The sequence below is a fragment of the Variovorax sp. AB1(2024) genome, assembly GCF_037482385.2.
Taxonomy (GTDB): domain Bacteria; phylum Pseudomonadota; class Gammaproteobacteria; order Burkholderiales; family Burkholderiaceae_C; genus Variovorax.
This window is the reverse complement of record NZ_JBBHKP020000002.1, coordinates 1-12,290: the sequence shown is the minus strand read 5'-3', so window position 1 is coordinate 12,290 and position 12,290 is coordinate 1. Positions and strand designations below refer to the sequence as shown.

At 68.6% G+C, this 12,290-nt stretch carries 10 protein-coding genes; 3 read left to right on the top strand and 7 right to left on the bottom strand.

The features are described from left to right. Positions 1–128 precede the first annotated feature (128 nt). Positions 129–557, top strand: a complete 429-nt coding sequence (locus tag WIX39_RS27165; protein WP_409196384.1) for a universal stress protein — start codon at positions 129–131, stop codon at positions 555–557. 61 nt (positions 558–618) lie between these two features. On the opposite strand, the gene WIX39_RS27160 is transcribed toward WIX39_RS27165, so the two are convergent. The 6 genes from WIX39_RS27160 to WIX39_RS27135 all read right to left on the bottom strand — a co-directional run bounded on the left by WIX39_RS27160 (position 619) and on the right by WIX39_RS27135 (position 8,018). Continuing rightward, complete coding sequence (locus tag WIX39_RS27160; protein ID WP_409196383.1) at positions 619–2,025, bottom strand: ABC transporter ATP-binding protein; 1,407 nt, start codon at positions 2,023–2,025, stop codon at positions 619–621. Then, entirely contained in the window at positions 2,022–2,858 is an 837-nt protein-coding gene (locus WIX39_RS27155) for an ABC transporter permease (RefSeq protein WP_409196382.1), read from the bottom strand. The genes WIX39_RS27160 and WIX39_RS27155 overlap by 4 nt, the downstream gene beginning before the upstream one ends. Continuing rightward, complete coding sequence (locus WIX39_RS27150) at positions 2,855–3,820, bottom strand: ABC transporter permease (RefSeq protein ID WP_409196381.1); 966 nt, start codon at positions 3,818–3,820, stop codon at positions 2,855–2,857. Before WIX39_RS27150 ends, WIX39_RS27155 begins: the two co-directional genes overlap by 4 nt. Next, on the bottom strand, positions 3,817–5,373 hold the full coding sequence (locus WIX39_RS27145) for an ABC transporter substrate-binding protein (protein WP_409196380.1): 1,557 nt from the start codon (positions 5,371–5,373) through the stop codon (positions 3,817–3,819). The genes WIX39_RS27150 and WIX39_RS27145 overlap by 4 nt, the downstream gene beginning before the upstream one ends. A 1-nt stretch (position 5,374) precedes the next feature. Further along, positions 5,375–7,543 (bottom strand): TonB-dependent siderophore receptor, encoded by a 2,169-nt coding sequence (locus WIX39_RS27140; RefSeq protein ID WP_409196379.1) that lies wholly within the window; start codon positions 7,541–7,543, stop codon positions 5,375–5,377. A gap of 103 nt (positions 7,544–7,646) precedes the next feature. Beyond that, complete coding sequence (locus WIX39_RS27135) at positions 7,647–8,018, bottom strand: DUF2946 family protein (RefSeq protein WP_409196378.1); 372 nt, start codon at positions 8,016–8,018, stop codon at positions 7,647–7,649. A gap of 71 nt (positions 8,019–8,089) precedes the next feature. Between WIX39_RS27135 and WIX39_RS27130 the strand changes: the two genes are divergently transcribed. Both WIX39_RS27130 and WIX39_RS27125 read left to right on the top strand, forming a co-directional pair. Next, complete coding sequence (locus tag WIX39_RS27130; protein ID WP_106937936.1) at positions 8,090–8,449, top strand: DUF2946 family protein; 360 nt, start codon at positions 8,090–8,092, stop codon at positions 8,447–8,449. A gap of 123 nt (positions 8,450–8,572) precedes the next feature. Next, a complete protein-coding gene (locus WIX39_RS27125; protein ID WP_409196377.1) occupies positions 8,573–10,906 on the top strand; it encodes a TonB-dependent receptor in 2,334 nt (777 codons plus the stop codon). Between the two features lie 22 nt (positions 10,907–10,928). Here the strand turns inward: WIX39_RS27125 and WIX39_RS27120 are convergent, their stop codons facing one another. Beyond that, positions 10,929–12,290: an ABC transporter ATP-binding protein gene (locus WIX39_RS27120; RefSeq protein WP_409196376.1), complete on the bottom strand. Its 1,362-nt coding sequence runs from the start codon at positions 12,288–12,290 to the stop codon at positions 10,929–10,931.

The following is a 12,290-nucleotide window of genomic DNA, read 5'->3' as shown; positions in this document are numbered from 1 at the left end:
CACCGCCGCGCCGGCGCATCGGTTTCGCATTCGCTTGATCTGTGTCAAACGCCGCACGGATCGCGGCTGCGCGAGAGGCCGTGCACGCGATAGGCTGTGTGGGCCCGTCAATCAATCGAACTCAAACCATGAAGCTACTCGTCGCGGTCGACGGCTCCAAGAACTCGCTTCGCGCGGTGAAATACGCGGCCAAGCTTGCGCACCTGCTGCGCACCAGTTCGAACAAGATCACGCTGGTCAGCGTGCATGACGACACCGGCCTGCGCCATGCCAGGGCTTTCGTCGGGAAGGCGGAAGTCGCGGACTATCTGCGCGAACTCAGCGAAAAGGAACTCAGGCCTGCCCGCAAGCTGCTGAAGGACGACGGCATCGGCTACGACATGGAGATCCGCACCGGCCACGTGGCCCAGGAGATCATCGACTGCGCGAACACAGGCAGTTTCGACATGATCGTGCTGGGCTCGAAGGGCCGTGGCGCGCTGGCGGATCTGCTGCTTGGCTCCGTGGCGCAGCGCGTGCTCGCGAACGCAAAGCAGCCCGTCGTGATCGTGAAGTGACGGCGGCCTGCTCCACATGAGCCGGGACGGGTCGACTCGTCGCTTTTTTTCGGCCAGGGACTCAGGTCTGCATGAATCTCCAACGGGTCGTTCCCACGGCATCCGCAATGTCTTCGTCGTGCGTCACCAGCATCAACGCGGCGCCGCGCTCGTCCAGCGCATCGAGGAGCACGTCCATGGCCTCCTGCTGCGACAAAGGATCCAGCCGTGAGGTCGGTTCATCGGCAAACACCAGGGCGGGCCGCACCGTGAGTACGCGTGCAAGCGCGACGCGCTGCAGTTCGCCGCCGGACACCTCCGCGGGCCGACGCCCCAGCAAATCCGCGGGTACGCCCAGCCGTTCGAGCTGCTGCAGCACACCCGGCCAGGCGCAGCGATGGCGCGCGGCCACATCCCGCAGCGAACTCTCCAGGCTGACGCTGGGCGCGAAAGACCCGACCGGGTCCTGGTAGAGCTTCTGGAAGGCGGTCGAGGACAGGCCTTCGGCACGCCGCACCACGCCCCGATCGGCCGGCAGCAGGCCCAGCAGCACATTGCCCAGCGTGCTCTTTCCCGTGCCGCTGGGGCCCTGCAACACGAAGCGGTCGCCGGCATGGATCTGCAGATCGAGCCCGTCGAACAGCGGCTTGCCGCCAAAGCCCTTCGACAGGCCTTGCGCGCTCAGCACCGGTGCACCTGTCGCGACCGTCGCCCTCCGTGGCCAATGGGCCGGCTCGGCCGCAACGAGCCGCCGCGTGTACGCATGCCGCGGGCTCGCGAGGACAGTTTGGGCGTCGCCCTGTTCGACCACTTCGCCCGCGCGCAGCACGATCAGCTGTCCGCCCAGCGCCCGCGCAACGCGCAGGTCATGCGTGATGACCACGACGCAGCCGCCGCCGCGCTGCACCGACTGAAGCATCGCCACAGTATGGTCGCGCCAATGCGCATCCAGACCCTTGGTGGGTTCGTCCGCCAGGAGTACGCGTGCGCCGCCTGCACAGGCGACGGTTGCGGCGGCGCGCTGCGCCATGCCGCCGGACAACTCCCACGCATAGCGCCGCGCCGAGGCGGCCAGACCCGCGGCATCGAGGTCTCTCGCGGCCGCCGCCTCGGCCTCCTCGAAGGCGGCGCCACGAACCAGTTCGTGCGTTTCGGACAACTGGGGCGCGATGCGCATCAGCGGATCCAGCGCCAGAGCGGGCTCCTGTGGCAGCAATGCGAGCGTGCGTCCCCAAAGCGACCGACGCGCCCTGGCCTCCTCGGCACGACTTTCGACGCCGTCCAGCGAGACCCTGCCTCCAGCGCGCAACGCCGCGGGAAGGTTCCCCATTACGGCCTGAGCCAGCAGCGATTTGCCGGCACCGCTTTCACCGAGCAGCGTGAGCACTTCGCCGGGGCGCAGGCTGAAGGACACGTCGCGCAGCAGCGGCCTGGCGCCGGCGTGCACACCAAGATTCTCGACAGCGAGCAGGACGGAAGAAGTGGTCATGCCGGTTCCCCCTCCGAAACGAGCAGCATCATCCCGAGCACCAGCAGCATCAACAGCGCCACCGGCGCCGCGATGAGCCATGGCGCTTCCTCGTAGTGGGGAAGGAATTCAATCATCATCAGTCCCAGTTCAGGCGTCGGTGGCTGCAGCCCCACGCCGATGAAGCCCAACGCGGCCAGCGCCAGCACGGCCTGCGCGGCGCTGAAGGCCAGCAAGGTGCCCAACACCGGTGCGAGTGCCGGCAGCAGATGCCTGCGCAGGACATAGCCCGGCCCGAAGCCCAACAGGCGCGAAGCCTGCACCGCATCACCCGCGAGCACCGGCCGGCTCGCCGCGCGAGCGACGCGAAAGTACTCGACCCACAGCGACAGCGAGAGGCCGATGTAGAGCGCCCAGTAGCGTCCCGGCGCCAGTGCGGCGAACAGCAGCACCAGCAGCAGGCCTGGCACCGAGAGCACCGCATCGGCCAGCATGACCAGCCCGCGTTCGATGCGCCCGCCGCGCCAACTGGCAACGACGCCCAGCAGCACGCCGGGAATGGCCGCGGTCACTGCGGCCAGCAATGCGAGACCGAGCGAGAGCCGGGCTGCGTGTGCCAGGCGCGCAAGCGCGCTGCGGCCCAGCACGTCGGTGCCCAGCCAGTGGGCCGCGCCCGGCGGCAGCAGCGTGTCGGCGAGCGTCTGGCGGGCCGGGTCGATGCCGATCACGGCCGGCCCGAACAGCGAAAACACCGCCACCGATGCGAGGATGCAGAGGCCCGTGCGACGGCGCGTCGCCGCGCGCCGCGACCTCCGCCCGGTGAGCGCGGATGCGTCGAGCAGACTGCCGTTCATGCCGCCTCCCCCCTGCGCCGGCGCGGATCAAGCGCGAGGCAACCCGCATCCACCAGCAGGTTGAACACCACGAACAGCAGGCCCATGCACAGCGCAGCCCCCTGGATCATCGGCACGTCGCGACCGAACACCGCATGCACCAGTGCATGACCGATCCCGGGCCAAGCGAACAAGGTCTCGACCACGACGGCGCCTTCGACCAGGAACACCGCGTGCACACCGAGATAGGCCACCACCGGCGCCGCGGCCTGGCGCAGGCCGTGGCGCACCAGCGCCTGCCGGTCCGACAGCCCCTTGGTGCGGGCGAACTCGAAGGATGGAGAAGCGGCCGCCTCGCGCATCGCGGCCCGGGTCACGCGCGCAAGCCCCGCGGCCAGGCCCAGGCCCAACGTGAGCGCCGGCAGGAGCACGCTGCCCACGTGGTGGTCGCCCGCCACCGGCAACGCCCCGAGCCGCACCGCGACCAGCACCATCAGCAACACGGCGAGCAGGAAGGGCGGCACCGCGCGCAGCACCACCGCCAGCGCCAGCGTGAGCCGGTCGATCCAGCCGCCCGCATGCAGTCCGGACCAGGTGCCCAGCGGCAAGCCGACGACGACCGCGACGGCCAAGGAAGCGACCGCCAGGTCGATGGTGGCGCCCAGTTGATGCACCACTTCACTCCAGACCGAATTGCCGGTGACCAGCGAAGTGCCGAGATCGAGGCGTGCGATTTCTCCCCACCACTGCAGCAGCGCGAGCCACAAGGGCCGGTCGAGCCCGAGCTCGATGCGCACGGCATCGGCCGCCGCGTTGCTCACGAGGTCGTAGCCGTAGCGTCCCGCCGCGATGCGGGTGGCCATGTCGCCCGGCAGCGAACGTGCCATGAAGAAGCACACCGTGCCCACCAGCAGACCCAGCGCGACGATCTGGATGGCACGGCGCAGCAGGATGCCCGTCCAGGCTGTGCGTTTCCCGCTCATGCGCTCCACCTCATCGCGCTGAGCCGATAGGAACGCTCCAGCGGATCGAGGCTGACGCCGGTGACACGCCCGCTGACCGCGACCTGCTGGCGATACCAGGTGACGGGGATCACCGGCAACTCGGCTTGGAGCACCGCCGTGACCCGAGCACGCAGCGCGGCCGCGCGCTCTGCCGACGACGTGCCGCGCGACAGCTCGGACAGCGCCTGGACCAGCGCATCGCTGCGCCAGCCCATCGCGCCCCAGTCACCGCCAGCGGCGGTGAAATCCTGCAGCAGCGTCCCTGTCGGGTCGGGCACGGTGCAGTAGTTGCGCGCGGCCAGGCCCAATTGCAGGCTGCCGTCGCGGTGGCCCAGCGGAATGTCGCCCGAATTGCCGACATTGACCTGGACCGCGATGCCAGCCTGGCGCCACTGCTCCTGCAGCGCCGAAGCGATGACAGGAAGCTCGGGTCGGTCGGGAAAGGTTCGCAGCGACAGTTGCAACGGCCGGCCCGAAGCGTCGCGCAGTCCGTCGGCCGCCCGGCGCCAGCCGGCCTCGGCCAGAAGTCTCGCGGCGGAGCCCGGGTCATGAATCAGCGGCGGCAGCGTGGGGTCGTGCCACGCCTTGAGCGTGGGCGGAAAGAGCTGCGTTGCCGAGAGCTCCGGGTCGCGCAGCAATGCCTTCGCAATGCCGGCCCGATCGATGCACAGGCTCAGCGCCTGACGCACGCGTCGATCCGTCAACGCCGGGAGGCCCGCGTTGACCTTGAGGATCGCGGTGCGCGGCAGCGTGACCGTATCGACGCGCACCCGGCCGCGCTTGCGCAGGCGCACGAGGCTGGCCGGGTCGAGGCCATAGGCGAGGTCGGCCTGCCCACCCTCGGCCATCAGCGCGCGGGTTTCGGAGCGACCGACCGTCAGGTAGCGCACGCGCTCCACCGCAGGCCTCGCGCCGTCATAGCCTTCGAACACGGCCGCCTCCACTTGCTGCGGGGGTGCGAGCGACACCACGCGGTAGGGGCCGCTGCCGAGGACGGCCTTGACCTCGCCGCCGGAGCCATAGCTCGCGGGCGCGAGCACCATCGTGCTGCTGTGTGCCAGCAGCGCAGGCAATCCGCCATGAGGCGATGCGAGCCTGACCACGACGACGCTGGAGCCATCGGCCTCGAGGGATCTGATCGGCGCCAGGCTCAGCAGCGCCGGCGCCACGCGCGCCGCCTGCAGGCAGCGCACGACCGCGGCCGCCGTGACCGGCGTGCCGTCGTGAAAGCGCGCCGCGGAACGCAGTGTGAAATGCCACACCAGGCCGTCGGCCGACACGCGCCAGCGCTCGGCCAGGCCCGGCAGCGGGGTGCCGTCGTCGCCGGCCTCCATCAGCGTCTCGGTGATCTGCATGCGGGTGAAGACGTAACCGCTGCTGGCGGGCGCAAGACCGCCTATTTCCCAGGGACCGACGATCTGCAGCGGCGCTCGGGCCGGTTGTGCCTGCAACGCGGTCGATGCGGCGACGGCCGGGCCGACCGCACCTAGCTGGAGCGCCCGGCGGCGCGTCAAAACGAATGGCTGTGTCATCTCAGAACTTGGCCTGCAGGCCGACGGTGATGGTGCGCGATATGCCTGGCGTGACCCAGACGCGGCTGTACGAACTGGCGTAGTAGGTCCTGTCGAACAGGTTGTCGACATCGAGCGTCAGGCGCAGCGTGGGGTTGAGGCGCCAGTACGCAACCAGCTTGGCGGTGGTGTAGGCCGGCAGGTCGAACGCGGGCGTTCCCGCATTCGCCTCAGCCTGCGTGCGAGCCTGGCCCAGCCGCTTGCCCATGTGGGTGAAGCCGCCGCCGATGCCATAGCGTTGGCCGTTGGAGAAGCCGTCCTCGTAGACCGCGAGCACGCTGCCGTTGACCCGCGGGACATTGAGCAGCCGGCCGCCGACTTCCAGCGTGTTGTCCTTCGTGATCTCCACGTCGTTGAGTACCAGGCTGGCATTGACGCGCCAGTTCCTCGTGACCTGGCCCGAGAAGTCGAACTCCAGGCCCCGGCTGCGGATTTCTCCCGCCGCCACCGAATAGCCGGTGTTCACCGGATCGGAGGTCAGCACGTTGCGCTTGCGGATGTCGAAGAGCGCCGCGGTGGCGCCCATGCGCTGGTCCGCACTCTCCCACTTGGTGCCGAGCTCCAGTGCGCGGCCCGTCTCGGGCACAAAGCCGTTCGAGGCGAAATCGGAGCCTGTGTTCGGCCTGAACGAACGGCCCGCGTTGGCGTACAAAGTCCACTGCGGCGTCGGCAGCCAGCTCACACCGATGCGCGGCGAGGTCGACGAAGGTCCCTGGCTGGCCGTGGTGCCGTTTCTGCGATTGAGCAGCGACTGGCGGTAGTTGTCGTCGCGCACGCACGCGACGAGCCGCCATTCCGGCGAAAGCTTGATCGCGTCCTGCACATAGAACGCGTTGTTGTTCTGGTGTTCCAGCGTGTCGGTGTTGGCCGTGGGCACCGGCTGGAACTGGCCGTAGACGGGGTTGTAGATGTTGATCGCGTAAGGCCGGGCAGTGCTCGGGTTCGCGCGCAGCATCAGGGAGTCCATGTCGAAGCGGAAGCTCTCCACGCCGAACAGGAGCTCGTGCTCGATGGCGCCGGTCTTCACGTTGCCCTGAAGTTCGGCCTGCAGTGCGATGTCGTTCGAGCTGTAGTCGCGGTAGCGGCGCTGACGTGCGAGGTTGCCGTTGGCCAGCAGCGCAGTCGGCTCGGTGGAGAAGCCCTCGAGCGAAGTCTCGCGGTACGACAGGCCCACCCGGCTGCGCCACGTCGAGTTCCATTCATGGGACAGGATGAACTGGTGCGTCTGGTTCTTGACGGTCATGTCGCCATCGGCCGGTTCGCCGAGGAAGCGGCTGCGTGGAATGGCGCCCAGGCGGTTGTCGACCGCCACCACGCCGCGGTCCAGCGGCGTGGCATGCCGCAGGTATTCGCCCGCGTACTCCAGCACCGTGTCGCGTCCGAGCTTCCAGGTGAAGGCTGGCGCGACGACTTCGCGTTTGGCGCCGACGAAGTCGCGGAAGCTGTCGCGGTCTTCCACCGCCACGTTGAGCCGGTAGGCGAAGTTCTTGCCGATCGGGCCGGTGCTGTCGAAGGCGCCACGCCTGAGGCCGTGGCTCCCGGCGTAGGCCTCGACCGAATTCGCGGCCGTCCACAACGGACGCTTGGACACGATGTTCAGCGTGCCGCCGGGTTCGCTGCTGCCGTAAAGCGCAGCCGCGGTACCTTTGAGGAACTCGACGCGCTCCACACCCGCCAGATCGCGCGGCGCGTTGAACCCCCGGTTCGCGGAAAAGCCGTTGAGCAGCGTCGCCATCCCGGTGCTCTCGTTGCCGGGCAGACCGCGGATGGCGATGTTGTCCCAGAGGCCGCCGTAGTTGTTCTGGCGCGAGACGCCGCCGACGTAGTCCAGCACGTCATCGAGCTTGGTGGCACCCAGGTCGTCGATGGCCTGGCGCGTGACGATGCGCACCGATTGCGGCAGCTCGCGCAGCGGCAGGTCCGTCTTGGCCCCGGCGGCTTCTTCGGCCTGGTATGTGCCCGACTCGCCGCGGCCGACCACTTCGATGGGTTTCAGCTGGCCCTCGACAGGGGCATCGGAAGACTGGGCGATGGCCGGTCCGGCAAACAGCGCCGAGACGGACAGCGCAAGAGGAAGGCGGCGGAACAGGGGAACGCGTTTGCGCGCGCGTTCGCAAAGAATGACGATCATGAGTGGCACTCGACGAGACAGTGCCGCCGCGCCTTCGACGGGCCCGGCAGCAAGATAAAGAAATGAACGCGTCACAGCCCCGCTGGGGCGGTGCGGCGGAATGTCAGGTCGATGCGTACGGAGGATCGCGCGAGGCGAAGGGCCAGCGGCCCGGATCGGGCACGAAGGCCAGCGCGGGCGGCGCACGTGGAAGTGCCAAGGCAAACGCCACTTCGAGCGCGGCCAGCCGCTGAGCGGGCGCAGTGGCGTGGTGCACATGGGCAAGGCACCACTCGCACAGGCCGTGAGCTTCTTCGGTGTGCCCGAGAGACTCGGCATCCGCGCGGGCTTCGAGCGCGGCTTCCTGCTCCACACCTGCCATTGCCTGGCGCAGATGCCCGGCTTCGTGCAACGGCATGCCGATGGCCGCGTTGAAGAACACGGCCAGCAACAGAAGCCGAAGGAGGCGTTGGAGATGGAGAGGACGAAGCTGCATGGCGAGGCGGGGGGATCATACCGGTGAGAGCCGGTGGCGCGGACCAGGGGCAGTGCGCACATAATCGCCCCATGCCCGCCCTGCGCCATGCCCGCCAACTCGTCCGCTTCGTGCTGGCGTGGTTCGTGCTGTCGCTGGGGGTGGCGATCGCGTCGCCGATGGTCCAGCCACAGTCGATGCAGCTCGTGTGTTCGGCGGCCGGCGCCATCAAGGTGATCGTGCAGACCGACGACGGCGCGCGCGAACTCGGCGCCAGCCATCTGGACTGCCCGATGTGCATGCTGACCGGTGCGCCTCCGCCCGCGGCGCAGCCCATCGACCTCCCCCGCATTCTGCCGCTGGGCCATGCCGTGCAGTCGATCCCGGCCGCGCGCATTGCCGCAGCCACCGCCGCGCCCTTGCCCGCGCGCGGGCCTCCTTCGCTCTCCTGACTCGTTTTCGGTTCCGTCGCACGTGACGCTGTCCATGGCCTTGGCCTTGCGCAGTCGTCGCTCGCTGCAACGCATTTCCCTGCAATGAGTCGGCGCCTTCATGGCGCCGAAAGAGAGCTTTCCATGAACAAGACCCTTTTGTCGCTCGCGCTCGGCGCGGCATTCCCCTGGCTGGCGGTGCCCGCCTTCGCGCAAGGCGCCACGACCTCCGAAGCCGCCGAAGCCGCCGCGGACAACACGCCCGAGCGCACCAAGTCGCTCGGCGTCGTCACCGTCACCGGCGGCCAGCCGACCTCGCTGCCCACGCAGATTCCCACCACCATCGAGGGCGTCACGCGTGAGGAGATCGAGACCCGCATCAACGCCACCGACAGCGAGGACGCGCTCAAGTACCTGCCGAGCCTGCTGGTGCGCAAGCGCTACATCGGCGACTACAACCACGCCATCCTGTCCACCCGCGCCTCGGGCACGGGCAACAGCGCGCGCTCGGCGGTCTACGCCGACGGCATCCTGCTGTCGAACTACCTGGGCAACGGCATCGCCAACGGCACCAACTTCGCGCCGCGCTGGGGCCTGGTCACGCCCGAGGAGATCGAGCGCGTCGACGTGATGTACGGCCCCTTCTCGGCGGCCTACCCCGGCAACTCGGCCGGCGCGGTGGTCGACTACGTCACCCGCATGCCGACGCAGCTGGAGGCGCACGTGAAGGTCGGCTACTCGTCGCAGCCCAACAACCTCTACAGCACCCGCCAGACCTTCAACAGCTGGCAGACCAGTGCGTCGCTGGGCAGCAGGAGCGGCGACTGGTCCTGGTGGATCGACATCAACCGCACCGACAGCGAAGGCCAGCCGCTGACCTTCACCACCGCCACCCTCGCCTCCGGCACGCCCGGGCGCGCGGGCACGCCGGTGTACGGCGCGCTGGGCGGCCTCAACACCACCAACACGCCCTGGTACATCCTGGGCACGGGCACGCAGTACCACACGCTGCAGGACCACGCCAAGCTCAAGCTGGCCTACGACTTCTCGCCCACGGTGCGCGCCACCTACACGCTCGGCTGGTGGCAGAACACCGCGAACGGGCAGTCCGCCAGCTACCTCACGAATGCGCAGGGCCAGCCTGTGTACAGCGGCCCGGTGAACATCAACGGGCGCAGCTTCAACCTGGCCCCCACCGCCTTCCCCCTCACCGCGGACAGCGCCACGCACTACATGCACGGCCTCTCGGTCAAGAGCAACACCCAGGGCGTGTTCGACTGGGAGCTGGCCGCGAGCCTCTACGACTATTCGAAGGACACGCAGCGCGCGCCCACCACCGCGCTGCCGCTGGCGGCCTACGGCGGCGCGGGCACGCTACAGGACCAGGGCGGCACCGGGTGGAACACCCTGGCGGCCAAGGGCTCCTGGCGCCCGCAGGGCGCAGGCGGCGCGCACATCGTCGACTTCGGCGTGGGGCGCGATGCGTACAAGCTCGGCATCGTGAAGACCAATGTGCTGGGCAACTGGCAGGACGGCGCGGCGTTCACGCCCGTGAGCAACGTGGGTGGCCGCACGGAAACCTACAGCGCCTGGGCGCAGGACGCCTGGTCGTTCGCGCCGAAATGGAAGGCCGTGCTGGGCCTGCGCTACGAGCACTGGGAGGCCAAGGACGGCTTCACGGCCACGGCGGCCACTGCGCAGTCGTACGCCTCGCGCAGCGAATCCGACGTGTCGCCCAAGGCCGCGCTGGCCTACCAGTTGACCAAGGACACGGTGCTCAAGGCCTCCGTGGGCCGCGCCGTGCGCTACCCCACCGTCGGCGAGCTCTACGGCGCCACCTCGGGCGGCGCGCTCTCCTTCATCAACGACCCCACGCTGAAGCCCGAGAAGTCATGGACCGGCGAACTGTCGGCCGAGAAGGACCTGGGCAATGGCCTGCTGCGCGCCACGCTGTTCCACGAGACCACGAAGAACGCGCTGTACAGCCAGCTGATTCCCAACGCCACCGTCTCGCGCGTGCAGAACATCGACAAGGTGCGCACCACCGGCGTGGAGATCGCCTACACCGGGCAGAACGTGCTCATCAAGGGCCTCGACCTGGGCGGCAGCCTGACCTATGCCGACTCGAAGACGGTGGCGGACGCCGCGTTTCCGGCCGCCGTGGGCAAGTGGCAGCCGCGCGTGCCGCGCTGGCGCTCGACCGTCTACGCCACGTACAAGCCCGATGCGCGCTGGTCGTTCACGGCCGCGGCGCGCTACAGCGGCCGGCAGTACTCCAACCTGGACAACAGCGACGTGAACGCCTTCGCCTACTTCGGCGCGAGCAAGTACTTCACGGTCGACTTCCGCGTGCGCTACCAGATCGACAAGCAGTGGTCGGCCGCCTTCGGCATCGACAACGCCAACAACTACCAGTACTGGAACTTCCACCCGTATCCGCAGCGCACCTACACGGCCGAGCTGCGGTTCGACCTGTGAGGCCGGACGAATAGAGGGCCGTTCAGTTCACGCCGTGCAGGTGGGCGTCGTCGCTCGAATCATCGTTCTGCGGGACGAACACCATGCCGGTCTTCGCGTTGTAGTCCATCAGGCCCGCGTAGCGGCCCCAGGCGATCATGGTCTCGAAGGTCTTCTCGGGATTGTCGTAAGGCAAGGCGCTGCCGATGTCCTTGATCACGCGCTCGGCCTCGACTTCCTCGTACTCCTTGAGCAGCGCGATGATGATGTGGAAGAGCCGCAGCTTGAAGACCTGCTCCTCGAAGATCGCGCGCTTGCCGAGGCGGTCCGCGGCCACGAACTTGCGGCCCAGTTCCGTGAAACGCACTTCCTGGCGGGGCGTGTCGATGAGGTCGAGGATCTCGGCCGCCTTGAGGATCGCGATCGTCTCGCCGAACTCCTTGCCGATCTCGTCCGAGATGTCGTAGATGTTGGACAGGTCCGGCGAGTCGCTGAGGATGCTCATCAACCCGAGGATCTGGCCCACCGGCACCAGCGGAATGGACTCCATGCGCGTGCGGGCGCGCGAGATCGGCTGGCCCTTCTCGCTCGCCTCGGGCGGCAGGTCGGGCAGCGTCATCGTGGTGATGGACTCGTGGATCACGCTGACCAGCCGCTGGAATTCAGGGTGCTTGGTGTCCCGCGGGTACGGCAGCTTGTTCTCCAGCACGAGCCCGACGCGCCCCGGCCGGGGGAACACGACCACGATGCGCGTGGCCATCTCCACGGCCTCTTCGATGTTGTGCGTGACCATGAAGACCGAGCTGAGATCGCCGTTCGGGCCGCGCCACAGGCTGATCAGCTCCTGGCGCAGGTTTTCCGCGGTCAGCACGTCCAGCGCGCTGAAGGCCTCGTCCAGGCACAGCAGCCTGGGCCGGGACACCAGCGCCCGCGCAATGCCCACCCGCTGGCGCATGCCGCCCGACAGCTCGCGGGGGAAGGCCGCGTGGTAGTTGCCCAGGCCGATCAGTTCGATCGCGCGGTTGACCGCGGCGTCGCGCTCGGTGCGGCCGATCTTTTTCGACATGAGGCCCACCGCAACGTTCTGCTCCACGGTCAGCCACGGGTAGAGCGCGAAGGTCTGGAAGACGACCGAGGCATCGGGATTCACGCCGTCGAGCGATCTGCCGCCGGCCAGCGCGCGGCCCGAGGTCGGCGCGATCAGGCCGGTGAGGCAGCGCAGGATGGTCGACTTGCCTGAACCGGACTGCCCCAGCAGCGCCAGGAACTCGCCTTCGTGGACGGCCAGGTCGATGTTGTCGAGCACCTTGAGCTCGTGGTTGCCGGCGGTCCTGAACGTCTTGGTGACGGCGCACAGCTCGGCCACCGGCTTGGCCGGCTCGGGGGAACGGGAGGTTGTGTTCAT